We start from the raw sequence: 26,015 nt of genomic DNA, 5'->3' as shown, positions 1-26,015 counted from the left end.
GCGATTTTAACTAAATTCCCCTTGCTTTTTTGCTTACAGCTTAAAATTATTCCTTCTGTTTTGATGTTGCTTCCTGAATTATTGTGCAAACTAGCCAAAATTATCAAAAAACAAATGAACCTTTCCGGAAATTCCGGCCATCTTTCCGCTCATTTCTATCCGCATGCGCTTTTCCCCCTCATACATCTGAAAGCATAAATGCTTACATTTGCCCCTGATTGGGACTAAACAAAAGATCACTTTATCTGCATGCACATTTTACTTAAAAGCGCAAGGATTGTAGCACCTCTCTCTCCCCTTCACGGGCAAACGCAGGATATTTTAATCAAAGACGGCATTATTGCGGACATTGCGGACAACATCACCGCAAAAGACGCCCGGGTCATCCAGGGTGAGCACCTGCACGTGTCGGCCGGATGGATGGACGTATTCGCCCATTTCTGCGACCCCGGCCAGGAGTACAAGGAAGATCTGAACAGCGGCGCCGACGCGGCGGCCAGAGGCGGTTTCACCACGGTGATGATCGTTCCGAACACCCAGCCTGCCCTGCATACCAAAACGCAGATCGAATATGTGCTCAGCAAAACCCGCTACGGCGTGGTGAACGTGCTGCCCATCGGCGCTATCAGCAAGAACCTGGAAGGCGCTTCTCTCGCGGAAATGTACGAAATGCGGCAAACGGGCGCCGTTGCTTTCTCCGACGGGCTCAAGCCGGTGCAGTCTTCCGGCATCCTGCTCAAAGCGCTCCAATATGTAAAGGCTTTTAACGGCACCATTATACAGATCCCTGACGATACCAGCATTTCCGGCCACGGCCTGATGCACGAGGGCATTTTCTCCACCCGGCTCGGCATGCCCGGCAAACCGGCCATCGCGGAGGAGATCATGGTGCGCAGGGACATCGAACTAGCCAAATACACCGATTCCAATATTCACTTCACCGGCGTCAGCACCCGCCAGGGCATTGAACTGATCGCGGCGGCCAAGGCGCAGGGCCTCAAAGTGACCTGCTCCGTTACGCCTTATCACCTGCTCTTCACTGAAGCGGACCTGATGACGTACGACAGCTTCCTCAAAGTGAATCCGCCCCTGCGCAGCCAGGACGATGTGGATGCCCTGCGCGAAGCCGTGCAGAACGGCACGGTGGATTGCATCGCTACCCACCATCAGCCGCAGGACTGGGACGCCAAGCAGGTGGAATTCGAATATGCGAAGAACGGCATGATCGGGCTGGAAAGCTGCTTCAGCATCCTGCGCACGGCATTGCCCAACCTCGGCATCGAAAAACTGACAGACCTGCTCAGCACCGCGCCCCGGAAGATCTTCGGCCTGCCGGCGGTAACACTGGAAAAAGGCGCAGCGGCCAACCTCACCTGCTTTGAGCCGGATGCGGCCTATACCTTCACGGACAAAAACATCGCGTCTAAAAGCAAAAACACACCGGTACTGGGCAAAGCGCTGAAAGGAACGGTCATCGCGGTCATCAATAACAAACAAGTACATCTTTCATGAAAACCAAGAACCATATCTGGTACGGGCTTGTTGCGGCGGGCCTGATCATCGTGCTGTTCCTGATCCAGTATTTCGCCGGTCTTCCTTTCGGGCACATCGGCATCCGCTGGGCGTCTATCGGTATCATCGTGCTGATGGTCATCCTCTCCTGTTTCCGTTACAGCAAACTGTTTGAAGATGCTTCTTTCGGAGACGTTTTCGGCAATGGTTTCAGAACAACCGCCGTCACTGTCGTAATTTTTGCTATCTTTTTCATCGTATTTGTGCAGCTGTTCCCGGAATACAGGGAGAAATTCGTGCTGGAAGTAGTGGCCGCCGGTCCAAATGCGGCTTCCACGGCGGATCGCGACAAAGATATCGCCATGCTGAAAGACAATTTTCTCGTTTCCGCCCTCGCCGGCTCCCTGCTCAACTACCTGATACCGGGCGTGCTGGCGGCGCTATTGGGTGCGGCTTTAGCCAAAAAGAAATAAACTGATGAACAACCTGGACATATCCGTTATCGTTCCCTTAAAAAACGAAGAGGAATCGCTGCCCGAGCTGGCGGCCTGGATCGCGCGCGTCATGGAGGAAAACAACTACACATATGATGTGTGGATGGTGGATGATGGCAGCACAGACCGGTCATGGGAAGTGATCCGCTATCTTTCCCAGCAAAACAGCTGCATCAAAGGCATCAAATTCCAGCGTAACTACGGCAAGTCCGCCGCCCTCAACGAAGGCTTCCGCAAGGCCCAGGGCAATGTGATCATCACCATGGACGCGGACCTGCAGGATAGTCCGGATGAAATTCCCGGCCTGTACAACATGATCGTTCAGGACGGGTATGATCTTGTCAGCGGATGGAAAAAAGTCCGTTACGACAATACCCTCACCAAAAATATCCCTTCCAAGCTCTTCAACTGGGCCACCGTGAAAATGAGCGGCATCAAGCTGCACGACTTCAACTGCGGCCTGAAATCCTACCGTAAAAAAGTAGTAAAAACAATAGAAGTCTACGGCGAAATGCACCGTTATATTCCCGTACTCGCCAAGTGGAGCGGGTTCCGGAAGATCGGTGAAAAGGTGGTGGAACACCGCAAACGCAAATACGGCACCACCAAATTCGGGCTGGAGCGTTTCGTCAACGGGTTCCTGGACCTTGCTTCCATTATGTTCGTGGGCAAGTTCGGTAAAAGGCCGATGCATTTCTTCGGCGCGCTGGGCACCCTGTTCTTTCTTGTAGGCTTCCTGATCTCGCTGTATCTGAGCTTCGCGAAAATTTTCTACCAGCAATATAATATGGCAGACCGCCCCATCTTCTTTCTCGCGCTGCTGCTGCTGATCATCGGCTCCCAGCTGTTCCTGACGGGCTTCCTGGCGGAAATGGTGGCGCGCAACGCACCGGAGCGCAACGCTTACCTGATAGAAGAAACGCTGGAAAACAAAGATCAATGACGGCGTTACAACATAAAAAGATCATCATCATCGGCCCGGCCCATCCCTTACGGGGCGGGCTGGCTGCTTTTAACGAGCGCCTTGCGCGGGAGCTGACAGCGCAGGGCAACAGCGTCGCCATCCACACCTTTTCCTTTCAATATCCGGGTTTTCTTTTCCCCGGTAAAACGCAGTATGCGGACGGCCCCGCGCCGGAAGGGCTGCACATCCGCAGAACGGTGCATTCCCTCGACCCGCTGAACTGGCGAAAAACGGGCAAGTCCATCGCCAAAGAAAAGCCGGACCTCGTGATCATCGCCTACTGGCTGCCGTTCATGGCGCCCAGCCTGGGTTCCATCGCGCGTTTTATCCGGAAGAACAACTTTACGAAGATCGTGGGGCTGGTGCACAACCTCTTCCCGCATGAAAAACGCCCCGGCGATGCCATGCTGACGAAGTATTTCGTGAAGCAATGCCACGCCTTCATCACGCTGAGCCGCGAAGTGGAAGCCGGCATCCGGCAGCTGACGGACAAGCCCGTGGCATACGCGCCGCACCCGGTGTACGACAGCTTCGGGGATGCGGTTCCCGCCGTTACCGCGCAGCAGCACCTGGGATGGAACACGAATAAAAAATACCTCCTTTTCTTCGGCTTCATCCGCGCGTACAAGGGGCTGGACCTGCTGCTGGAAGCACTGGCGGATGAAAGGCTGCGGTCCATCGCCAACCTGGAGCTGGTGGTGGCGGGAGAATTTTATGAAGACAAAGAAAAGTATACCCAGCTCATCGCCCGGATGGGGCTGCGGGACCGGGTGAAAATATATTCCGATTTTATTCCAAATGAGGAAGTGAAATATTATTTTTCGGCGGCTGACCTGGTGGTGCAACCCTATCGGACTGCTACACAAAGCGGTATCTCGCAGATGGCCTATCATTTTGAAAAGCCGATGCTGGTAACGGCTGTAGGGGGACTGCCGGAGATCGTACCGGACGGACAGGCGGGGTACGTAACGGAGCCGCGGCCGGAGGCCATCGCGGAAGGCATCCTGCGCTTTTTCGCGCAGCCGGAAGGCGTTTTCCGTAACTTTATCCGGGAACAGAAAGCGCTCTATTCCTGGGCGCATTTTACCACAACGTTGGGAACTGTCGCACAATAATCCCGGCGTTTTATTGTTATACTGAACTATGAGATCTATCCTCGTTTTTTTATGCTGTTTTGCGTTGTCCGACGCCCTCGCACAGCGCCTCTCCGCCGGTGACAGGGCCAGTCTGGACGCTTTGCAGGATTCCCTGCGCGCCATGAGCTACGACATCATCAACGGTAAAACAGAAAGCCTGCGCCAGCAACGTAATGACGCGTTCATCCCCCAGCTCGTCAACGTCCTCAAAACAAAATATTCCTTCTACTACCCTTTCGATTCCATCCGCACCATGGCGAAAGTATATCCGAAAGACAGCAGCTTCCGCATTTTCACCTGGCCGCTGGAAAGCGACAACAGCACTTTCCGCCACTTCGGCGTGATACAGATGAACACGAAAGACGGCTCCCTGAAGCTGTTCCCGCTGTTCGACAATTCGGACTTCTCCCGCAATGCGGATACCATCACCAATAACAAAGGCTGGATCGGATGCCTGTATTACGGCATCATCCAGCGGCATTACTTTAACGCTGAATACTACACGCTGTTCGGGTGGGATGCCAATTCGCAGACCAGCCAGAAGAAGATCGCGGAAATGCTGACCTTCAAAAACGGCGAACCGGTCTTCGGCGGCCCCTATTTCAGCTTTGCGGAAGACACCGTGCCCAAGCCCACCCGCAACCGCTTCATCCTCGAATACAAGCGGGACGCGGTAGCCACCCTGAACTACGACCCGGAAATGGACATCGTTATTTTCGATCACCTGATCTCCGAAACGGGCGAAGACCAGAAACGGCATACCTATGTGCCCGACCTTGATTATGAAGGATTTAAATGGAAAGCAGGCAAATGGGTGCACATCGAAAAGGTTTTCCATGATGCGCTGCAGTTAGGAAAATTCCCCATCGGCGAACCGATGGATAAAAAGAAAGTGGACATTACGAATCCCCGGACGCTGGAAGATATACAGGCGGAGGAAGCTGCGAAGAAGGGGAAGAAGAAGAAAAACTAGCTAAATAAAAAAAGGATCATGGCAGCTGATGCATCCGCCATGATCCCCGTATCAGCAAGATATTTTAGAACAACTCACCCTGCACATTCCCGTCATCCTCTTCCTGCTCCGCTTCCTCATCCTCCGTCAATAACTCGGCGCTGATAAAGTCATCTCCCGCGATCTTGTTGCCGACGGTCTTCCAGCCGGTTACTTCGATCGTTTCATGCAGCGCGATCTCCTCTTCTTCCGGATCCCGCTTCTTGCCGGTTTTCAGCAGTATCACGGGTTCCGCCTGGGTGGTGACCAGCTCCAGGTAGTTGCCGGCGCCTTCCTTGATGAACAGGAACTTGTTGTTCAGGGTTTGCGTTTCTATTTTGAAACGTTTGACGTTGAACTGCTTTTTGTCGGCATCATAATAGATGGCCGTTACGATGCGCTCGGGATTGAATTTCTCGATGTACACCGCGTCGTTGGACTCGTAGCGGTTCGTCACTTCGTAGTTCGTGAGTTCGTAGGTGCCGTTCTTGTAGAACACCAATATTTTGTCCTCTCCTTCAAAGCTGCCTACGTACAAGCCGCGCTGCTCGGTGTTCAGGCGGCCAACGGCGTCATCATACCATATTTTGATGCCTGCCAGTGTGGAGGCGCCTTTCTCCTTGAATTTCACGCTGCGGATGGGGTATTTCGTTACCACGTTGCCCATGGAGCCGCGGCCCTTGATGGGAATGGTTTCGAAATAGAAGTCGAATTCCTTCTTCTTGGCGGGACAGTTCGGGCTGAGGCGCACGGTCACTACTTCCGCTTCGCCGTTGGGGTTCGCAGAGAAGTAATGCACTTTGGAATTTTTCTCTCCTTTGGTGAGATCATACTCCTTGTCGCGGGTGATGCCGGTTACGTTGAAGCGCTTCGCCAGGCTGTAGCCTGTTTTGGCGTCTACGTAGATCATGTTGTAGGTCATGCGCTCATCTCCTTTCCGGAAGATGTCCACATGAATGATATCCTTGCCTACAAAGGTTTTGTCGGCCACCTTGGTAACGAGCATTTTGCCGTCGCGGCGGAAGATGATGATATTGTCGAGGTCGGAGCAGTCCGCCACAAATTCGTCTTTCTTCAGGGAAGTGCCAATGAAGCCGTCTGCCTTGTTCACGTAGAGCTTGGTGTTGGCGATGGCTACCTGCTGCACCTGGATGGTGTCGAAGGGTTTGATCTCGGTTTTGCGCTCGCGGCCTTTGCCGTATTTCTTGAGCAGTCCTTCGTAGTAGCTGATGGTGAACTCTACCAGGTTGGCGAGGTCATGTTTTACCTGCTTGATGTCCGCGTCTATGGCCTTGATCTGTTCGGTCAGTTCGTTGATATCGAGGCGGTAGATGCGGCGGACGGGTTTTTCCGTCAGCTTGAGGATGTCTTCGCGCTGGATTTCTCTTTTTAGCTGTTTCTTATACGGGCCGAAACCTTTGTCGATCGCTACCAGTACGGCTTCCCAATCCTTGTGCTTTTGCTCCAGCTCTTTATAGATGCCTTTTTCGAAGAAGATCTTTTCGAGGGAGGTGTAGTGCCATTTCTCTTCCAACTCCGAGAGCCTGATCTCCAGCTCGCGCTGCAACAGGTCTTTCGTATAGTCGGTGGCGTATTTCAGCAGGTCTGATGCGCCGATGAAGCGGGGCTTGTCTTCCACGATCACGCAGGCGTTCGGGGAAATGGACACCTCGCAGTCGGTGAAGGCGTACAGCGCATCGATGGTGATGTCAGGCGAGATGCCGGGCGCCAGCTGCACTTCTATCTCCACATCTTTCGCCGTGTTGTCCACCACCTTTTTGATCTTGATCTTGCCGGTGTCGTTGGCTTTCACGATGGATTCCATGAGGCCGGTGGTGGTCACGCCGTAGGGCACGTCTTTTATGAGCAGCGTCTTTTTATCTTTCTCTTCGATGTGGGCGCGCACTCTTACTTTTCCACCGCGGCGGCCGTCGTTGTAGTTGGCTACATCTATCATGCCGCCGGTGATGAAATCCGGGTACAGCTCGAATTTTTTGCCGCGGAGGTATTTGATGGAGGCGTCTATCAGTTCGATAAAGTTATGCGGCAATATTTTGGTGCTCAGGCCCACCGCGATGCCTTCCGCGCCCTGCGCGAGCAGCAGCGGGAATTTCATGGGCAGGAACAGCGGCTCGTTCTTGCGGCCGTCGTAGCTCAGCTGCCATTGCGTGGTCTTTGCGTTGAAAGCTACTTCCAGCGCGAACTTCGAGAGGCGTGCTTCGATGTAACGCGCCGCGGCTGCGTCGTCGCCGGTGCGCACATCGCCCCAGTTGCCCTGGGTTTCTATCAGCAGGTCTTTTTGCCCGAGGTTCACGATGGCGTCGCTGATGGAGGCATCGCCGTGCGGATGGTACTGCATCGTTTGCCCGATCACGTTAGCCACCTTGTTAAAGCGGCCGTCGTCCATTTCCTTCATGGCATGCATGATACGGCGCTGCACGGGTTTCAGGCCGTCTTCCACTCCGGGCACCGCGCGCTCGAGGATCACGTACGAGGCGTAATCCAGGAACCAGTCCTTGTACTTCTCATCCAAATGCGCTGTGCTGTGCAGGGATTCGTCTGGTGATCCGTTTATATTACTCATAGTGTTAATTACCTGTTTTTATGTTTAACCGGTCTTTCAGTTCATGGCGCCAAACCCTCACCGAATCGGCCTTTACATCGTCCAATGTGTTCAGTTCAATGAAAGCGCAATCGGTGACCGCTTCCAGCTCATGCCAGATACGCACGGGTATCTCTATCCTGGCGGGCGCTTCAATCATATCTGTCCGCAGCTGCTCCTCATCCAGCGGGCACCAGTGGATGGCGGCTTTTCCGCTCAGCAGGTACATGATCTCGGGGTTCTTATAATCGCTTTTCCCTTCGTGATAATGCTGCCCGCTGCTGGAGCCAGCGTTACGGTAGCAGAGGATGAAATTGCCGGTACGGAAGGTTTCCCAGTCGTAGTTGCTGCCTCTTTCGTCCGATCCGCGCAATTCCAGCGGTGTGATGATGATCGCTGCCATAATTATGCATTTTCCTCCGCGGGCGCGGCTTCTTCTTCGCCGCCGCCGGGTAATTTTACTTCAAAATCGCGCATTGTTTTCAGTTCTCCCCGGCTTTCCGCTTTTTCTTCCCTGATCAGCTCTTTCAGCCGCCAGGCAAGGTACTGGTCCATTACTGGATATTTGAGTTTGCCGGTGACCTGCCCGATCACCTTGTTCGCTTTCTGAAATTCTTTGGTCAGCTGCTGCAGCAGCTCTTTGTCGTAATACGATGCCGCTTCCCCCCTTATCTTCTTACCGCCTTCCAGCAAGCGTACGCCGGCGTTCTCGTTCATCATGCGATGCCATTCCTCGCCGTCCAGCTCAAACTCCGCCAGGGATACCTCGCGGGCCAGCTTTTTGGCTTTGAGGAATTCTTTCGGCAATATCTGGTGCAGATGGGTGGGATAGAATACCGCGTTCTTTTCGTTGAGGAAAGGAAGGTTGTTGAGATAGATGAGGTGGATGCGTCCTGAAAAGCGGTCCAGCTGGCTGATCAGCCAGTAATATCCACAAACGTCGCAGGCATTTTGCCCTGCCCATATCCACACTTCCAGCTCTTCTTCCTCGCGCAGCCTTGCTTTCAGGGAGCGCACCGGATCTTCGGGCGGCGCGGGCTCCTCGCCTTCCGCCAGTACGGGTTGCGGCACTTCCTGCAGCATATGCCACCAGTTGCGCCGGGCGCTGCGGCCTTCCGGCGTGTCCAGGATGAACAGGGGGCCTACGGCCAGGTCATCTTCAAAACACAATATCTCTCCTTCCAGCTGCGGGTCCAGCTCAAATGCAGCTTTGAGGTTAGCTACGGATGATTGTCCGAATACAATATGTAATATCATATAAATTGATCGCCATTTTTAATTTTCAACCTCGGCTTCCGTCAGATCCTTTTCATACCGGAGGTTGTTGATGATGAAGTCCTGCCGCTGCTGCGTGTTCTTGCCCATGTAGTATTCCAGTATCTTGGCTACCGGCATGTCCTGCGAAGGAATGATCGGCGCCTTGCGCATATCATCGCCAATGAACTGACCGAACTCTTCGGGGGATATTTCGCCCAGCCCTTTAAAGCGGGTGATCTCCGGTTTTCCGCCGAGTTTTCTCACAGCTTTCTGCTTTTCCTCTTCACTGTAGCAGTAGATGGTCTGCTGCTTGTTGCGCACGCGGAACAGCGGCGTTTCCAGGATGTACACGTGGCCGTTCTTCACCAGGTCGGGGAAGAACTGCAGGAAGAAGGTGAGCATGAGCAGGCGGATGTGCATGCCGTCTACGTCCGCATCGGTGGCGATGACAATATTATTGTACCGCAGCCCTTCCAGCCCTTCTTCTATGTTCAGCGCATGCTGCAGGAGGTTGAACTCTTCATTTTCATACACCACTTTTTTGGTCAGCCCGTAGCAGTTCAGCGGCTTACCGCGGAGACTGAATACGGCCTGGGTTTCCACGTTGCGGGATTTTGTGATGGAGCCGCTCGCGGAATCGCCTTCGGTAATAAAGATGGTGGTTTCTTTCTGCCGGCTGCCCATTTCTTCTTTTGCCTTGCCGGTGTACTCTTCGTTCAGGTGAACGCGGCAGTCGCGCAGCTTTTTATTATGAAGATTGGCTTTTTTGGCTCTTTCATTGGCGAGCTTCTTGATGCCGGCCAGTTCTTTTCTTTCTCTTTCACTCTGCTCGATGCGTTTCTTCAGGGCATCGGCAACGGCGCTGTTCTTGTGCAGGTAATCATCCAGCTGTTTGGACAGGAATTCCAGCACAAAGGCTTTCATGGACTGGCCGCCTTCCGCCACGGCGAGGGAACCGAGCTTGGTCTTGGTCTGGCTTTCGAACACCGGCTCCTGCACGCGCACGGCAATGGCGGCGCAGATGGAAGCGCGGATATCCGTGGCGTCGTAATCCTTTTTGTAAAAATCGCGGACGGTTTTCACGAATGCTTCGCGGAATGCCGCGAGATGCGTGCCGCCCTGGGTCGTATGCTGACCGTTTACGAAGGAATAATATTCTTCTCCGTATTGATTTTCATGGGTGATCGCCACTTCAATGTCTTCTCCGCGAAGGTGGATGATCGGGTAGCGCAGATCGTCAGGATTTGTTTTGCGCTGCAAAAGGTCCAGCAGGCCGTTTTTGGATAAATATTTCTGTCCGTTGAAGTTGACCGTGAGCCCCGCGTTCAGGAAACAGTAGTTCCATATCTGGTTTTCCAGGAAATCGGGGATATAATGATAGTTTTTGAAAACGGTATCGTCGGGCGTGAAGGTCACCAGTGTGCCATTGCCTTCGGTGGTGGGGGCTTCTTTATGTTCCTTTATGAGTATTCCCCGCTCAAACTCGGCCACCTTGGCCTTGCCTTCGCGGAAGGAGCTTACTTTGAAATAGCTGGAAAGCGCGTTCACTGCTTTGGTACCCACACCATTCAATCCCACGGATTTCTGAAAGGCTTTACTGTCATATTTCGCGCCGGTATTGATCTTGCTCACCACGTCCACCACCTTGCCCAGGGGAATACCGCGACCGAAATCACGCACCGTCACGCTGTGCTCGGACACCTTGATGTCAATCTGCTTGCCGAAGCCCATCATGTGCTCGTCAATACAGTTATCCACCACTTCCTTGATCAGTATGTAGATGCCATCGTCCATGCTGCTGCCATCCCCGAGCTTGCCAATGTACATACCGGGGCGCAGCCGGATGTGCTCCCGCCAGTCCAGCGACCGTATGGAATCCTCGGTATAGGCATTGAAAAGGTCTTTGTTATCTGCCATAGTCTTTCTGTTAATCACTTGATGTTGAAACCTTTGGGCCTGCAACTTACTAAATCTTTTAGCAAAACCCGGTCGTTGGCAAAAATAAAGGATTAGAACAATATCCCAAGTAGATTTTATGCACCATACTTATATTATTGAAAATGAAATGTTTGAACATGCAAATTCACATTTTAAATGGCTTACACATGAAAACATAAACATCTATTTAACAAATTTTTATTCAAATATTATTTTATATAACTTAATTATCTATATTTACAGCAGTTTGATTTACGAACTACGAAAAACCTTAATCTATGAAAACGTTGTTCTTTACACTGGTCATTGCTGTTCTGATCGTAGCGATCATCGTAAGCCTGCTGGTAAGGCAGGAGCAAAAGAGCATGTACCGTTTCAAAGACCTCTGCATCCGTCTTGTACAGAAATTTGACTCCTGGCAAATGATGCGTTGAGGATTTTCCATTTTTATTGTATCAACTATTGAAAAACTATCTGAAAACCTTAAATAAATCCCTATACCTATGAAAACCGGCTTATTATTTAAACTGGCATGCCTTTGTATTGCATCTATTGTACTGATCGCGCACTTTGCCCGCAAGCATATGCAAAAGGCGAGTGTCCGCACAGCGCAATAACAATGCTGGCATCCCCGGTGCAAGGCACACCGGAGCACAACCGATTTTGATCCGTCCCTCCCGGGCGGATCTTTTTTTGTTCCGGTGCTAAAGGTGCGGACATGGGGTTTCCGGGCGCGCCTGTTTGGGTGCTTTGCCGTGGACATAAAAAAAGAGGAACTGCAATTTGCAGCTCCTCTTCTCCATATAAACAAACTTAACGATTGAAATATTTGTTCACCGCATCCGTGCGGCTGCGTACATGCAGTTTTTCGTAGATGTTGTGCACGTGGCGGCGCACGGTTTCTATGCTGATGAAGAGGTTGCCGGCGATCTCTTTGTAGAGGAAGCCTTTAGACAGCTGGTCGAGGATCTCCTTTTCACGGGAGGTCAGCGCTTCCAGCGCGGGATTGGGTTTTGCCTGTTTCTGGAAGTAGGCCACTACCCTTCTGGCGATCTGGGAGCTCATGGGAGAGCCGCCGTCGTGCAGCTCACGGATGGCGTCCAGCAGGTCGCCGGGAGAGGTCTTTTTCAGAATGTACCCGCTCGCGCCGGCTTCCAGTGCCATAAAGATCTTGTCGTCATCTTCATACACTGTCAGCATCATGAATTGCATATCAGGAAATTCCGCTTTCAAGCGCGTAATACATTCAATGCCATTCATGCCCGGCAGGTTAAAATCCATCAGCACCACGTTGGGTAACAACTGGGGAATCTTTTCCAATGCAGTTTCCGCATTGTTGAAAGCGCCAATACATGCATAACCTTCTGACCCGTTGATCAGCAGCTCCATGGCAGACCGTATGTCATGATTGTCTTCAACAATAGCCACAGAGATGATATCCATGTTATTTTGCAGCTTTTTTTTCGAATATACCATCATTTGAGTTTAATATCATCACACATAGATGTTATGAATTTCAAAATTAGGTCAATTTAACGGGATATCTAGGAAAACTGTTGTACCATTTTGGGAGATGATGTCTACCTGACCACCCACCTGCTGCATTCTCTTCTCGATGTTTTTGAGCCCGTTGCCGAACAGACGTACCTTTTCGGGATCAAAACCTTTGCCATTATCCTTGATCATGATGGTCATATTTTTATAGACTTTTACTTCAATGATCACTTCTGTTGCCTGTGAATGTTTCACCACATTATGCAGCGATTCCTTGACAGCAAGGTAAATATGCCGCCTTGCCCCACCGCTGAGCTTCACGTTGGGAATATTTTCGGGGATGATGAAATGGTGCTGGATGCGGGCATGTTCCAGGAAATCCGCGGCAAAACTTCTCATATAGGCGATGAGGTTAGCGAGGGAATCGTTGGAGGAGTTCATGGCCCAGATGATCTCGCTCATTTTGTCCACCAGCTCGCCGGCGGCTTCGGATATTCTTTCTATTTCCTTGGTCTGCCCCGCATCCTTGATCTTACGCTTGGCGATCTCGCTTAACAGCCGTATGGTGGAGAGGCCGGACCCGAGGTCGTCGTGCATATCGCTGGATATGCGCGCCCGTTCCTGGTCTACCGCCTGTTCCTTTTCCAGCTTGAGCTTTTCGTTACGGATCTTGTAATCCAGGTACAGCGCGGAGAAATAGTACGCAATGCCCAACACCAGCAACAGCAGCAGGAACCTGAACCACAGGGATTGCCAGAACGGAATTTTGATCACTATTTCCAGGGTGACGGGCACCGTATTCCAGACCTCGTCATTATTACACGCCTTGACCTTGAAGATATAATTGCCCGGTGGCAGGTTGGTATACCGCGCTACCGTCTGGTTCCCGGCCTGCAGCCAGTCTTCATCCGCGCCTTCCAGCATGTACTGCACTTTATTCTTCAGCGGGTTGGTAAATTCCAGCGGCACATATTCGATGGCGATGGTATTCTGGTTGTAAGGCAGCTCCACTTTATGCAGCAGTGAAATGGCGGTGTCTGACTGATAAGGGCGGTCCAGCACTTCCAGGCGCTTGATGACCACTTTGGGCGTGTACGGATTGTTCCTGAAGTTGCGGGGATAAAAACCGGTTACGCCCCGGATGCCGCCGAAGAACAGCTCTCCGTCCATTGACTTGAAATAGGCGCCGGTGTTGAATTCGTTGGACTGCAAGCCGTCTTCCACGTTGTAAGTAACGAGGTTGTCCGAATTCTGCTTGATCTGCGTGATGCCTTTGTTGTGGCTGACCCAGATGCCGTCCTTGTCATCTAACAACACGGCATACACGTAGTCGTTGACCATTCCCGTGTAATCGTAGCTGTTATAATGCCGGACCACGTCATATTTCTCGTTCAGTATCAGCAAGCCTTTTGTAGTGGCTACGAGCAGCTGCTTGTGTGCATTTTTGTTGATGGATTTCACTTCCACTCCTTTCGGCGGCAGCGGGATCTTTTCCCAGGTGCTGGTTTCCGCGGCGCGGCCGTACAGCCCGGCCTTGGTGCCTACATATTGATTGCCCCAGAAGTCTTCGTAGAAGCAGGTGAGGTTTTCTCCGGGAAAATGCCGTACGATGGCGGCTTTGTAACCATTATCCGCATCCGAGAACATCAGCAGGTATTCGCCGTAGTTGAAGTACGTTTCGCCGTTGGGGCGCTTGCTGACAAAAGGAAATTCATCATCCTGCGCGGGCAGGCCGAGCGCTTTTACGTTCTGCGTCAGGTCGCGGTAACGCTCGGTTTCCACGTTGAACAGGCCAATGCCGCCACCCTTGAAGTGGAACCACAGCGAGCCGTAATCTTCCCGGCAAATGCTGTGCAGGCTGTTGCTGGGGAAAAGCCCGGGGAATTCCACGTTGGAGATCTTCTTCAGGAAGCGCCCGCCTTTTTCGTAGATGTCCAGCCCGTCCTGCCACAAGCCCACGTACAGCCGGCCGTCATCATGCTTGTAAACGGCTTTCACGATATTATGCGTGATGCGGGGCGAGCGGTATAAGGAGAACACTTTTTTGTTGGGTGAATATTTTTTCAGCCCGTCGCCGTCCGTGCCCACCCACATGTTGTCCGCCGCATCGCGGTAGAGGGAGATCACGCGGTTGTGGGAGTTGTTTTCGAAGGTGTTGAAGCTGACGATGTGGTTGATGATCTCGTGGTTGTGCAGGCTGTACACCACCACGCCGTTGTTCCCTCCTATCCAGGCATTGCCGCGGTCGTCCAGCTCAATGACGGACGGAACGAAGTTCTCGTTCAGCTCATTATATAATTGCACCGGCAGATCGGTATAGCTATTTCTTTTTGTATCGAAGATGCTGATATGCCCTTCGCTGGCCAGCAGCAGGGAATCGCGGCCGAGCCGCTTGATCACGGGATCTTTTCCGAGCGTGGGCAGGCAGTAAGTGGTGAGGCGGGCGGTGTGGATGTCCATTTTCACCAGCTGCTCCCGCTCAAAGGCCATCCAGATATGATCTCCCTGTTTCACTACCGTGGCGGGGCGCATCTTGCGCCGCACAAAATCCGGCGGGTAGAGGATGATCTTTTTCAGCTGGAAGGTGATATTGTCGAGCACGTACAAGCCTTTCATCGGGCGCCACAGCCAGAGGGTCTGCGTGGCGTCGTCTTCCCCGAGCACATGGAATTTCTGCACGAAGTCCCGCTCCTCTTCATTGACATAGGTGGTATCCCTGAAAACATGCCGGAACGTATTCTTGTACTGGCCGTAAGCGCTGATGCCCATGTTATGCACCACTAGCAGCTGTTTGCGGCGGTTCTTGTAAAAAGTGTAATCCCTTCCGCCATGCAGCCCGAAGCTCTTGACCACCGCGCGGCCCTGCTGCGATGCGGAACTGTATACGATGCGCTCAACGGGTTTTGAATCGGACCGGTTGGGGCTTGGTATCTGGCGGTATTCGTTGAACACGTAGCCGTCGAACCGGTTCACGCCATCGAAAGTGGAGATCCAGAGAAAGCCTTCTTCGTCCTGTATCAGGCTGTAGATGCTGCTTTGAGAAAGTCCTTTGTCCACATCATAGGAATCGAAATTATAACTCCGCTCCTGGGCGGAAGCAGACCGGGTAATGGCGAGAGACCATAGGATGAAGAAGATGCCTATCTGACTTAGTGGACGCATCAAGCTGTTAAATGGTTTTGCAGGGTTGCAGTTGATGCAAATATATCATTCTAACTTACACTTTTAAATGATTTTGTATTTTTCTTATTTATTATTGCTTCAAATCGCACGAAATATGAAAGTTTTTTTAACATCTTACTTATTGCTGTGCGCCCTTACGCTTCAAGCGCAGCAGTACCGCCTGCAACCGCTGGCAACGGCGCCGGTATCCAGCATCAGGGGTTTGAGCGCAGTGAGTGATTCGGTGATATGGATCTCCGGCACGGAAGGCAAGGTGGGCAGAAGCACGGACGGCGGGCGGCATTGGGAGTGGTATACGGTGGCGGGTTGCGACAGCTGCGACTTCCGGGACATTGAGGCTTTCAGCGCGGACGTAGCGGTGATCATGGGCATCGCGGAACCGGCGAGGATCTACCGGACAACGGATGGCGGGCAAAACTGGAAACAGGTATATTATAATGATACGAAAGGGATTTTCCTGGACGGGATGGATTTCCGGGATCACCAAAAAGGGGTAATCATCGGGGACCCGATCGATGGTATTTTCACTGTGCTGCGGACTTCGGACGGCGGGGAAACCTGGTCGGCCCTGGAAGGCCCGGCGGCAAAGGAAGGCGAAGCGAGCTTTGCGGCCAGCGGCACCACCATCCGGATGACGGACGCTACATCGTTCTTTATCTGCAGCGGCGGCGGCGTGAGCCGGCTATTCCGCTACAACGGCGCTTCCTGGTCGGACTTTACCATTCCGGCAGCGCAGGGCGCGCCCAGCAAAGGCATTTTCTCGATGGCGTTTCTCAATAGCCGGCAAGGCGTGGCGGTGGGCGGAGATTACATCGATATGAAAAATACCGAAGGTAATTGTGTGCTGACCCGTGATGGCGGCCGTAGCTGGAAACGCCCGGTGGTTGCGCCCCGCGGTTACCGCTCTGCTGTGGAGTATCTCGATGGCAGGCGGCTGGTGGCGACCGGCCCCACCGGCACGGACATTTCGGAAGATGGCGGTGAGCATTGGGTTCCGGTAAGCGATGAAGGGTTTCATGTGGCGCGGAAAGCGAAAAAGGGTACGAAGATCTTTCTAGCGGGAAGCAAAGGGCGGATAGCGGTGTTGGTGGTGGATGAATAACGAAGGTCTGTCTTAAAGCCGGCGGACGGGCTGGAAACGCGCTTACAGCAAAGGCGCCCCTGGAAAGGAGCGCCAAAATTTTTACAACACTTATTGTATCACAACCGGAACAATAGGTTAAAGCAAAAAGTACATTATACGGAAGTTAACGTTTATCACTGCAATTTCCCACGGAACTTCGCCAATGCGGCATTTTATCTTGTAAGCGGCAGCATTCCCCCCGCCAATGTGTCAAAAAAATGTAATAACCGGGGAATTTTTGATTAATTTAGTTGATACGTGGCCCTGAGGCCGCGGAAATTTAATAATTGTAAAGAAACAGATCGGCGCGATGCAAGTGGCAACAACATCGGGGAAGTATTCGGTAAAACACTACCCGGACATTATTCAATCGTGGAAAAAGGAAGGGAACTATTTCTATTTCTATACCTCTACCACCATCCTGGAACTCAGGGTTATTTCAGACAAGATCGTACGTTTCCGCTACGCGGCGGACGGGCAGTTCCAGCGGGATTTTTCCTATGCTGTCAGTGAAAAGCTGGAAGAATCTCCCGAATTTTTCGACATCCGCGAATGGGCGGACTCCTTCGAGATCATTACCACCGCCATCCGGGTATTCGTAGCCCGGGAGAACCTGCGGATCACTATCACGGATACGGACGGAAGGATCATCAACCAGGACGAAACCGGCTTCCACTGGCAGTACTACCTGCAGAAAGGCGGCAAGATCGTGTATTGCACCAAGCTGGTGCAGGAAGGTGAATCCTTTTACGGCCTGGGCGACAAGCCCACGGAGCTGAACCTCCGCGGCAAGCGGGTGGAGAACTATGGAACGGACGCTTACGGCTATGCCAAAGACACCGATCCCCTCTACCGCAACATCCCCTTCTACTACGGCCTGCACAACGGCATCGGCTACGGCATTTTCTTCGACAACACCTTCCGCACCCTTTTCGATTTCGGGAAGGAACGTGAGGACGTGACCAGCTTCTGGGCACGCGGCGGGGAAATGAACTATTATTTTATCTACGGCCCCGCGTTATTGCAGGTGGCCGAATCATACGCGCGCATCACCGGCACGGCGGAACTGCCGCCGCTCTGGGCACTAGGCTATCACCAGTGCCGCTGGAGCTATTATCCTGAATCGAAGGTCCGCGAGGTGGCAAAGGAGTTCCGGGACCGGAAGATCCCCTGCGATGCGCTTTATCTTGACATCGACTACATGGAAGGGTTCCGCTGCTTCACCTGGAGCAAGGAAAGCTTCCCCGATCCCAAGGCGTTGCTGAAGGATTTGTCGGCGCAGGGTTTCAAGACCGTAGTAATTATTGATCCGGGGATCAAGGTAGACCCGGATTATCCCATCTACCAGGAGATCACGCAAAAGGACTTCGCCTGCAAGCGGGCGGACGGCGCATATATGGAAGGTGATGTGTGGCCGGGGAAATGCGTGTTCCCCGATTTCACCGATCCCAAAGTGCGGGAATGGTGGAGCGGCCTGTTCAAAGACCTAACGGCAACGGGCGTACGCGGTGTGTGGAACGACATGAACGAGCCCGCCGTTTTCGAGCTGGGCACTTTCCCGGAAGACGTGCGCCACGATTACGATGGTGAGAACGTCAGCCACCGCAAAGCGCACAACGTCTACGGCCACCTCATGAGCAAAGCCACCGCGGCCGGCCTGAAGAAACACCTCATGCCGCAGCGCCCCTTCGTGATCACCCGCTCGGCCTATTCCGGTACGCAGCGCTGGAGCTCGGTGTGGACGGGCGACAACATCGCCTCCTGGGAGCACCTCTGGCTGGCCTCCGTGCAATGCCAGCGCCTCGCCGTATCCGGCCTGTCCTTCGCCGGCAGCGACATCGGCGGGTTCATTGGCGAGCCGGACGGAGAGCTGTACACCCGCTGGATACAGCTGGGCACTTTCCATCCGCTGATGCGCACGCACTCTGCCAGCAACGAAACGGGCTTTAACCAGGATCCCTGGAGCTTCGGCCCCGAATTTGAAGCGGTGGTAAAATCGTTTATCCAGCTCCGTTACCGGCTGCTGCCTTACATCTATACTACTTTCTGGCAATATGCCGCTTATGGCACGCCCATGCTGCGCCCCCTCGCGTTCGTGGCGCAACAGGATGAAAACACGCATGACCTCAACCACGAATTCATGCTGGGCGACAGCCTGCTCATCAGTCACGTCAGCGAAGCCGGCATGACGGAAAAATCCGTATACCTGCCGGAGGGCACCTGGTATTACTATTTTAATGACCAGCGTTATACCGGCGGGCAGGCGGTGACCATTCCCACACCGCTCGCGGAGATGCCTTTGTTCGTGAAAGGCGGCGCGGTAGTGGCGCAGTACCCGGACATGCAATACGTCGGGGAATTCAAGATCATGGAGATGATCCAGCAGGTGTATTTTGCTGAGGGGACCACGCACAGCATCCTCTATGAAGATGCAGGCGATCACTACGGATATAAAACCGGCCAGTACAACCTCGTGCGCTTCAAGCAAAGCTCCGAACCCAACCTCTTCCGGTTAAAGAAAAAATTCGTGGGCAAGTACAACGCGGATTATACCCATCACCGCATCCGCGTGCACGGCCTTCCCTTTACGCCGAAGGAATATGTGCTGGATGGCGTGACAGCGCCGCTGCAGCCGGAACATTTTGTGGATGGCGTGGTAGAGCTGAACCTGCTGCGTAAATTTGAGGAACTGGTGATCCGTTAAAGCATACAAAAACATCAGCATAGCCGGAGTATCGAAGGATGCTCCGGCTTTTTTATATGAAAATCTTGGTAAAGCAAGATGAACAAATTATATTTGTCTACAAAATCAATAGACTAACCATACAAATATGACGCATCTAAACTGGATAGCTTTTTCTATTGCAGGATTCCTGTTCTTTATAGGGCTGGAATACCTGGTATCGCGCAAAACGGGCAGGAACTATTTTCAGTTCGCAGAATCGGTCGCCAATTTGAACGTAGGGATAGCGGAAAGGTTGCTGGACATCTTCGTTACCGGTTTATTCTATTTCTTTTTCGATTACATCTACCACCATTTCGCCCCCTGGCACCTGGAAGCCACGTGGTACACCTGGCTCCTGCTTTTTATCCTGACGGACTTCGTATGGTACTGGTATCACCGGCTGGCGCATGAAGTGAATATTTTATGGGCGGCGCATGTGGTGCATCATCAGAGCGAGGACTTCAACTACACCGTATCCGCGCGCATCACGGTATTCCAGGCGGCTTTCCGCTGCCTCTTCTGGGCAGTGCTGCCGCTGGCGGGCTTCTCCCCGCTGATGATCACTTCCCTCCTGCTCGTGCATGGCCTCTACCCGTTTTTTATACACACGCAGACCATCGGCAGGCTGGGCATACTGGAATATTTCCTGGTAACGCCGTCCCACCACCGCGTGCATCATTCTTCCAATGAAAAGTACCTGGACAAAAACTATGGCGATGTGCTGATCATCTGGGACAAGCTGTTCGGCACGTTCGTGGAGGAAGACGACAAGGAGCCCTGTGTATACGGCCTCACCAAACCGCTGAACAGCCACAGCTTCCTCTGGCAGCAATTTCATTTTATGCTGGAGCTATGCACGGCCTTCCGGCGGGCGGGCAACTGGAAAGCCCGGTGGAACGTGATATTCGGCAAACCGGACGATATAGACCCGGATATACGCGGGCAGCTGGAAGAGAAATGGCTCCGCAAGCCGGGCTCGCGGAAACAGACGAAATTCCAGCGGATCTATATAGTAGCGCAAACGGCAGTGAGCATTAGCCTGCTGTTCGTGGTTACCCTGCTGGAATCCATGATACCTGCGGGGCTGGCGGTTTTCATCGTGTTGTTCATACTGATCAGCCTCGTAAACACCGGCGCTATCCTGGAACAGAAGCGGTGGTTCTTTTACCTCGAATACGCCCGCGCCATGCTGCTGGCAGTGACGTTCCTGTTCTATTTCCCGCATCTGTACGTATTTGTAAGCGTGCTGATATTTGCGGGGCTGGTGACTTTTTATTTCTCAAGGATAAGACAATCATTTCACCGCTGGCTGTTCCAGCGTGTGCGATAAAGAATATGTCGCGTGGCCGAGTGGTTAGGTAAAGGCCTGCAAAGCCTTTCACGGTGGTTCGAATCCACCCGCGGCTACAAATATGAACCGAATGTTCGTATCTTCCCAACTGATCCAGAATCCATCACAGCATGATCTACCGGGAATTTCCACCACATCCGCTCCTCGCCCCGTATGTTGAATGCTACTGGAAAGCCGATGCAGACAAGCCTCCTTTCCGGGACACCGAATCCCTGATCCCGGACGGCACCATCGAGCTGATGTTCAACTTCGGAGACGACTATGCACAGGTAAAGAACGGCGCAAAAGAAACCGTGAAAGGCTCGCACATCATCGGCATACGAAAACACGCATTGCATATCTCCCAAACCAGCCATCAGCATGTGTTTTCTATCCGCTTCAGGCCGGGCGGCTCCTATCCTTTTTTCCGCATACCTGTACATCTTTTCGCCAACGGCTTCTGGAGCATCCGGGAATTGCTGGGTGAAGAACTACAGGAGCTGGAAGAACAGCTTTATGACACGGAAGATGCGGAGCGCGTGCGGTTGACCGACCGCTTCCTGCTTGCGCGGCTGCGCCTGCAGGATGAAGACTACCGCTTTACCGCCGGCTGCGCCAAATGGTTGCTGAAAAACCCCGGTCTGCCTGTGGCGGAGGCTTGCCGCATGTTCGGTGCCAATTATAAAAAGCTGGAACGCAAATTCAACCAGGTCATCGGCCTTACGCCTTCCGAACTGCTGAAGATCCAGCGGTTCAACAAGGCGATCCTCACCATGTACAGCTGCCGCTTTCCTTCACTGACGGAAGTGGCTTATGCCTGCGGGTTCTATGACCAGTCGCACTTCATCCGGGAATTCCGGCAGCTCTCAGGGCATTCACCGCGACAGTTCCTCAAGGAGCAGTTCACCATCGTGCAGGTGATCCAACCGGCGCTGGCGGACCGCCTGTCGAAATCGTACAATTTATAACGCCGCGGTTCCCTCATCTTTGTAAAAAAAAGATCATGGAAACGAAAAAATTCGAGCTGATACCTTATATCCATTTTGAAGGTAACTGCGAAGAAGCATTGAATTTTTATGCGGACATTCTGAACGGAAAGGTGGAAGTGCAGAGCCGTTATGATAATCCTGCCATGAATGCGCCGGAGGCATACCGCGACAAGGTGCTGCACGGGCGCCTGCATTTTTCCGGACTGGCCATCTATGCCAGCGATGTGTTCCCCGGACAAAAAGCGCAAAAAAGCAGCGGCGACGTGTACCTGTCACTCACTTTTCCTGATGAAACGGCCGCGCAGCAAGCGTTTGACCGGCTGGCGGAAGGTGGCAAGGTGGGTGTGCCGTTTGCGAAGCAGTTCTGGGGAAGCTGGCATGGCAACCTTGTGGACAAATATGGCATCGCCTGGATGATGAATTGCTGACCACTTATACCAGCGCTCCGCTCTTCACCTCGTTGATAGCGGCATTCAAATGCCTGGTATCAAACAGCAGCAGGCGTTTCAGTACGCCATGGAGCACTTTGGCTTCCACGGGCTTGCGCAGGTAACCGTCCATTCCCAGCAACATATACTCCTGTTCCTGCTCGCGGAAGGCGTCGGAGGAAACGGCTATCACGGGGATGTGGCGGAGGCGTTCATCTTCGCGCAGCAGGCGGAAGGCTTCGCGGCCGTCCATCACGGGCATGTGCAGGTCCATCAGGATCACGTCCGGCTGCATGCTGCGCACCAGCGCAATGCCCTCCAGGCCGTTCTTCGCGAATCCTGTTTTTACGATGCCGATGCGGTGGAGGAAATGTTTCATGATCGTATGATCGATGTCGCTGTCGTCCATCACCACCACTTTGGTGTCCGCGGGCAGGGGTTCCAGTTCGGCAGGCTGGCAAACGCTTTCGTTGCCGGGGATCAGCGGCAGGGAGATCAGGAACTGGCTGCCTTCGTCCTTCTGGCTGCTTACCTGTATGGAGCCGCCCATCAGCTCGGCCTTGCGCTTGGCGATGGCGAGCCCAAGCCCGCTGCCGCCATATTGCCGGTATACTTCGCGGTTAGCCTGTTCAAACGGCTGGAATATTGCTTCCAGGTCCTGTTTGGAAATACCCACGCCTTCATCGCATATCTGGATGAACAGGTTGCTGTTGTTATGAAAACATTTAACGCGGATGTTCTTGCCGGAGGGCGTGAATTTCACGGAGTTGGACAGAATATTGTTGATCACCTGTGTGAGCATGACGCGGTCCGCCACGATCAGCTCCGGGCAACGCTGGTCTATTTCGAGGTGCAGTACGATGGAATGGGTGCTGGCGATGCTTTGATAAATGCTTGTTGTATTGCGGAGGTGTTCTTTGAGTGAAAATGTTTCAGGCCGTACTTCGTCGCTTTTGCCGGCTTCTATCTTCGCGAGGTCCAGCACATTATTCAATATCTCGAGTACGTTATGGCTGGTGGCGTTCATGCTTCTGGCCATCTGGCGGGCCTGCGGGTCCGCTTCCGGCTTGCTGAGCGCGTTGCTCAGCATTTCACTGACGCCCATGATGGCATTCAGCGGCGTGCGTATTTCGTGGCTCAGCTCGCTGATGAACTCTGTTTTGGCCATATTGGCCCTGATCAGCGCGGCGGTGCGTTCTTCCACCAGTTGTTCCAGGTGCTGGCTGTAGACTTCCAGCTGCTTGCGCTGCCGTTCATTTTCACTGCGGCTCCGCATCAGCGAAGTATTCCTGCTGCGCAGGATGCGGAGCAGGTCGAGAATATTTTCCTGGTACAGGTTGATGGCCAGGTAGTTCAGGTACAGCACTACCGGCATCACCATCCAGCGGTACATGTTTTGCGTGGCGGTGGTCATCGGCAGCGCGTCTACCAGCTTGAAAGCGTAGATAAATTCCAGCATCACGAGGCAGACAATGGGCATGGACGCGCAGATAAACCGCGGTACCTTTTCCTGCGGCCGCCAGATCAGCAGCGCTACGCTCATAAGGAAAACGGCCAGCAGCTGCACTTCCGTGACTTTCCCCAGTATGCTGCCGTAATAAAGTATGATGGAAATGAAGATAACGTGAATGCCGGTGCGGGAAGCGTTGTAGCGCTTTTTGCTGTTTAGCCAGATCATCGCAAAGAATGCAGGGCAAAAGACCAGCACGGCGGGCACAAGAATATACAGCGAATGGAGCAACATATAAAAAGCGATCCCATAAACGGCCACCAGTATTCCCGTGGCAAAGCTGACAATGTTAACGACTTTGATCCTGCGGGCTTCTTCTTTGTTGGATGATTGCAGGATGCCGGTATTGAAAATTCGCTGTAATCCGGCGCGGATCTTTTGGGATAGCGTATTGGCCATTGCTAAAGGTTTAATTAAACAAACAGATCGGGTGTCGCTTTTTTGCTAAAGGATCAAAATGTCTACTGGATCGGTCGCTGTAAAAAATTCTGGTTGAATATCTTTCAGGTAAGATACCCGGGACGAGTGTTTTGGGTGAATGGTATCAGTCATTTCTTTTTTTCCTGGCACCGGATTGCTGTTCGTGCGGCAACGGCGCTTGCGTGGCGCGGCGCTGGTTGCCCATCACGGAATTGGTCAGTTCTCCGCGGTCATAGGTCTCCCGCATCATATTACCGTCTTCGTCGTAAACGCGCCATTCGCCGTGGCGGACGGAGTTGCCTTTGCGTACTACCTCGGTGAAGGTCTCTTCATTGGTCACGGGGTCTATTACGATAACGGTATCTTTCTGCCCTTCTATATCTATGGCCAGCATCATGCCTGTTGCGCTGATCTTTCCATTGGGGTAAAAGTACTTGCACATACCGTCCAGCACACCGTTCTTAAAGGTTTCTTCCGCGAGCAGATCGCCGTTGACGGTATACTTTTTCCAAACGCCTTCCTTGCGGTCGTTCTTGTAAACGCCTTCCCAGGAATACCCGGGCTCCCCGCGTATGGAGGGCACCTGTTCCACCCACGGCCCGTTTTTCCTGGCCGTGGAAGTCAAACGTTTATCCTGTGCAACAGCTGACAGTACAACACACAGGAACGCGATGAGCAAACAGGTTCTTTTCACAGGGATATGTTTTTTATTTGTTATCACAATGTAAGCATTTCAGCAACAAAAAAGCCCTCTTGCGAGAGCTTTTTTGTAATAGATGGAAGGGGTATTAATTTGATAGTGTGATTGTCGGCAATTTGGTTTCTCTGCCCCGCTCAACCTCAACGTCAGTAAGGGTTGTATCGTTGTAGCCATTACCGGCATTTACAAATACGCTGTAAGTTCCTGGTTTCAAACCTCTTACTTTGAACTCACCATGACGGCCGGGTAAAGCGTACAGTGAATCGAGGCTGTTGTAAACGGTGATCACGGATTCCGCATCTTTCGGCAGCACCTTTCCGGAAACGGCGCCGGTCTGGCGAACGGTCCATACATGGATAACGGGTTTCAGGATGAAGCGGCCCCTGCTCACCTGGATGATGGAGCGTTGTACGTCGAAGTCCAGCCACAGCTGCAGGTTATCCGGGGATATTTCGTCCCATTCATTATGCCTTACCTTGATCACGATCTTTACCTGTCCGTTGATGGATTTCAGCGGATAGCTGATGCTGTCTTTCACGAGCGAGTTGTTGGGACCGAGCGTGATGCGGATCTTTTCGATGCGGCCCTGGGGAACGTTGCCGGTTGCCAGGCTGGTGTCCACGCCATTGCGGAGGGCTAACAGGTCGTATACACCGGGGCGGATGCCGAGGGAGTCCCACATTTCACATTCTTCATCGTCGTCATCATGACGGCGGTCTTCCCACCAGCCGCAACGGTCGCGGTCATCCCAGCGATCGTCATCATCGTCATCATCACCACGGCCGGCGCAGGTATCTACCAGCACTTCCACTTTCTGGATATCGATCAAAACCTGGTCAAAGAGGCCGGGGTCGTCTGTCAGCATCAGGTTAACCCTTTGCTGGCCTTCGGGGATCGCCTCCGGTTCGGCGGAATTGTTTTTACTGCAGGCGTAAATGATAATGGAGAGGGCGCCCAATAGCAATACCGGCAAGCCCATTTTGCGGAACATGTTTTTCATAAAAAGACTGGTTTTAAAGATGTTAGTCGGATCAGTTGATGGTTACATAAACGTACTGTTGTTCACTCTTATTGCTTAATGCCAGGCGTTAGATATGGTTCGACCGGGGAAGGTTTAATAGCCTTTTAAAGTTTAATTCATAACGGTAGAATATGGTTATTTGGTATGCAGCAATCTTCGTTCCAATCTTTGGAGCGGCCCGGACGGCTTTGGGGTGCT

Annotated in this window: 20 protein-coding genes and 1 tRNA gene; 12 read left to right on the top strand and 9 right to left on the bottom strand. The window is 52.7% G+C overall.

The window, feature by feature from the left end:
* Positions 1 to 249: 249 nt before the first annotated feature.
* From CCY01nite_RS22680 to CCY01nite_RS22660, 5 genes are read left to right on the top strand one after another with little or no spacing between them, the layout of a single operon-like run.
* A complete protein-coding gene (locus tag CCY01nite_RS22680) occupies positions 250 to 1,512 on the top strand; it encodes a dihydroorotase (protein WP_146866531.1) in 1,263 nt (420 codons plus the stop codon).
* Positions 1,509 to 1,985 (top strand): DUF4199 family protein, encoded by a 477-nt coding sequence (locus CCY01nite_RS22675; RefSeq protein ID WP_146866529.1) that lies wholly within the window; start codon positions 1,509 to 1,511, stop codon positions 1,983 to 1,985. The genes CCY01nite_RS22680 and CCY01nite_RS22675 overlap by 4 nt, the downstream gene beginning before the upstream one ends.
* Positions 1,986 to 1,989: 4 nt before the next feature.
* The gene (locus CCY01nite_RS22670) at positions 1,990 to 2,949 is read left to right on the top strand and encodes a glycosyltransferase family 2 protein (RefSeq protein ID WP_246130013.1); all 960 of its coding nucleotides are present in this window, start codon (positions 1,990 to 1,992) and stop codon (positions 2,947 to 2,949) included.
* Positions 2,946 to 4,085, top strand: coding sequence for a glycosyltransferase (locus CCY01nite_RS22665; RefSeq protein ID WP_146866527.1), 1,140 nt, complete (start codon positions 2,946 to 2,948; stop codon positions 4,083 to 4,085). Before CCY01nite_RS22670 ends, CCY01nite_RS22665 begins: the two co-directional genes overlap by 4 nt.
* A 28-nt stretch (positions 4,086 to 4,113) precedes the next feature.
* Positions 4,114 to 5,079, top strand: coding sequence for a hypothetical protein (locus tag CCY01nite_RS22660; RefSeq protein WP_146866525.1), 966 nt, complete (start codon positions 4,114 to 4,116; stop codon positions 5,077 to 5,079).
* A gap of 64 nt (positions 5,080 to 5,143) precedes the next feature.
* On the opposite strand, the gene CCY01nite_RS22655 is transcribed toward CCY01nite_RS22660, so the two are convergent.
* The 4 genes from CCY01nite_RS22655 to CCY01nite_RS22640 are packed head-to-tail and all read right to left on the bottom strand — an operon-like array spanning position 5,144 to position 10,873.
* Positions 5,144 to 7,681 carry a DNA gyrase/topoisomerase IV subunit A gene (locus CCY01nite_RS22655; protein ID WP_146866523.1) on the bottom strand — a complete coding sequence of 846 codons (2,538 nt, stop codon included), beginning with the start codon at positions 7,679 to 7,681 and terminating at the stop codon, positions 5,144 to 5,146.
* Positions 7,682 to 7,685: 4 nt separating this feature from the next.
* Entirely contained in the window at positions 7,686 to 8,102 is a 417-nt protein-coding gene (locus CCY01nite_RS22650; RefSeq protein ID WP_146866521.1) for a hypothetical protein, read from the bottom strand.
* A 2-nt stretch (positions 8,103 to 8,104) separates the two neighbouring features.
* On the bottom strand, positions 8,105 to 8,956 hold the full coding sequence (locus CCY01nite_RS22645) for a DUF1835 domain-containing protein (RefSeq protein ID WP_246130012.1): 852 nt from the start codon (positions 8,954 to 8,956) through the stop codon (positions 8,105 to 8,107).
* A gap of 18 nt (positions 8,957 to 8,974) precedes the next feature.
* A complete protein-coding gene (locus CCY01nite_RS22640) occupies positions 8,975 to 10,873 on the bottom strand; it encodes a DNA topoisomerase IV subunit B (protein WP_146866519.1) in 1,899 nt (632 codons plus the stop codon).
* 299 nt (positions 10,874 to 11,172) lie between these two features.
* On the opposite strand from CCY01nite_RS22640, the gene CCY01nite_RS26670 reads away from it, so the two are divergent.
* Positions 11,173 to 11,328 (top strand): hypothetical protein, encoded by a 156-nt coding sequence (locus CCY01nite_RS26670; RefSeq protein WP_186831208.1) that lies wholly within the window; start codon positions 11,173 to 11,175, stop codon positions 11,326 to 11,328.
* A 379-nt stretch (positions 11,329 to 11,707) separates the two neighbouring features.
* Here CCY01nite_RS26670 and CCY01nite_RS22635 read toward each other — a convergent pair whose 3' ends face one another.
* Together CCY01nite_RS22635 and CCY01nite_RS22630 are read right to left on the bottom strand one after the other, a co-directional pair.
* The gene (locus CCY01nite_RS22635; protein ID WP_246130011.1) at positions 11,708 to 12,337 is read right to left on the bottom strand and encodes a response regulator; all 630 of its coding nucleotides are present in this window, start codon (positions 12,335 to 12,337) and stop codon (positions 11,708 to 11,710) included.
* A gap of 84 nt (positions 12,338 to 12,421) precedes the next feature.
* A complete protein-coding gene (locus tag CCY01nite_RS22630) occupies positions 12,422 to 15,550 on the bottom strand; it encodes a ligand-binding sensor domain-containing protein (protein ID WP_146866515.1) in 3,129 nt (1,042 codons plus the stop codon).
* A 115-nt stretch (positions 15,551 to 15,665) separates the two neighbouring features.
* Here CCY01nite_RS22630 and CCY01nite_RS22625 point away from each other — a divergent pair, with 115 nt between their 5' ends.
* The 6 genes from CCY01nite_RS22625 (at position 15,666) to CCY01nite_RS22600 (ending at position 22,166) form a co-directional block, all read left to right on the top strand.
* Positions 15,666 to 16,673: a WD40/YVTN/BNR-like repeat-containing protein gene (locus CCY01nite_RS22625; protein ID WP_146866513.1), complete on the top strand. Its 1,008-nt coding sequence runs from the start codon at positions 15,666 to 15,668 to the stop codon at positions 16,671 to 16,673.
* A 331-nt stretch (positions 16,674 to 17,004) separates the two neighbouring features.
* Positions 17,005 to 19,398 carry a glycoside hydrolase family 31 protein gene (locus CCY01nite_RS22620; RefSeq protein ID WP_146866511.1) on the top strand — a complete coding sequence of 798 codons (2,394 nt, stop codon included), beginning with the start codon at positions 17,005 to 17,007 and terminating at the stop codon, positions 19,396 to 19,398.
* Between the two features lie 127 nt (positions 19,399 to 19,525).
* Entirely contained in the window at positions 19,526 to 20,749 is a 1,224-nt protein-coding gene (locus tag CCY01nite_RS22615) for a sterol desaturase family protein (RefSeq protein ID WP_146866509.1), read from the top strand.
* Positions 20,750 to 20,756: 7 nt separating this feature from the next.
* A tRNA-Cys gene (locus tag CCY01nite_RS22610) sits at positions 20,757 to 20,826 on the top strand.
* Between the two features lie 54 nt (positions 20,827 to 20,880).
* The gene (locus CCY01nite_RS22605) at positions 20,881 to 21,717 is read left to right on the top strand and encodes a helix-turn-helix domain-containing protein (RefSeq protein WP_146866507.1); all 837 of its coding nucleotides are present in this window, start codon (positions 20,881 to 20,883) and stop codon (positions 21,715 to 21,717) included.
* A gap of 35 nt (positions 21,718 to 21,752) precedes the next feature.
* Entirely contained in the window at positions 21,753 to 22,166 is a 414-nt protein-coding gene (locus tag CCY01nite_RS22600) for a VOC family protein (protein ID WP_146866505.1), read from the top strand.
* 4 nt (positions 22,167 to 22,170) lie between these two features.
* Here the strand turns inward: CCY01nite_RS22600 and CCY01nite_RS22595 are convergent, their stop codons facing one another.
* From CCY01nite_RS22595 to CCY01nite_RS22585, 3 genes are all read right to left on the bottom strand, one after another.
* Entirely contained in the window at positions 22,171 to 24,075 is a 1,905-nt protein-coding gene (locus tag CCY01nite_RS22595; protein WP_146866503.1) for an ATP-binding response regulator, read from the bottom strand.
* Between the two features lie 145 nt (positions 24,076 to 24,220).
* Positions 24,221 to 24,790 (bottom strand): toxin-antitoxin system YwqK family antitoxin, encoded by a 570-nt coding sequence (locus CCY01nite_RS22590; protein WP_146866501.1) that lies wholly within the window; start codon positions 24,788 to 24,790, stop codon positions 24,221 to 24,223.
* Between the two features lie 94 nt (positions 24,791 to 24,884).
* Positions 24,885 to 25,796 (bottom strand): DUF4382 domain-containing protein, encoded by a 912-nt coding sequence (locus CCY01nite_RS22585; RefSeq protein ID WP_146866499.1) that lies wholly within the window; start codon positions 25,794 to 25,796, stop codon positions 24,885 to 24,887.
* Between the last annotated feature and the right edge of the window lie 219 nt (positions 25,797 to 26,015).

Source organism: Chitinophaga cymbidii (genome assembly GCF_007992715.1).
GTDB classification, from domain to species: Bacteria; Bacteroidota; Bacteroidia; order Chitinophagales; family Chitinophagaceae; genus Chitinophaga; species Chitinophaga cymbidii.
This window is presented reverse-complemented; position numbering and strand designations above follow the sequence as displayed.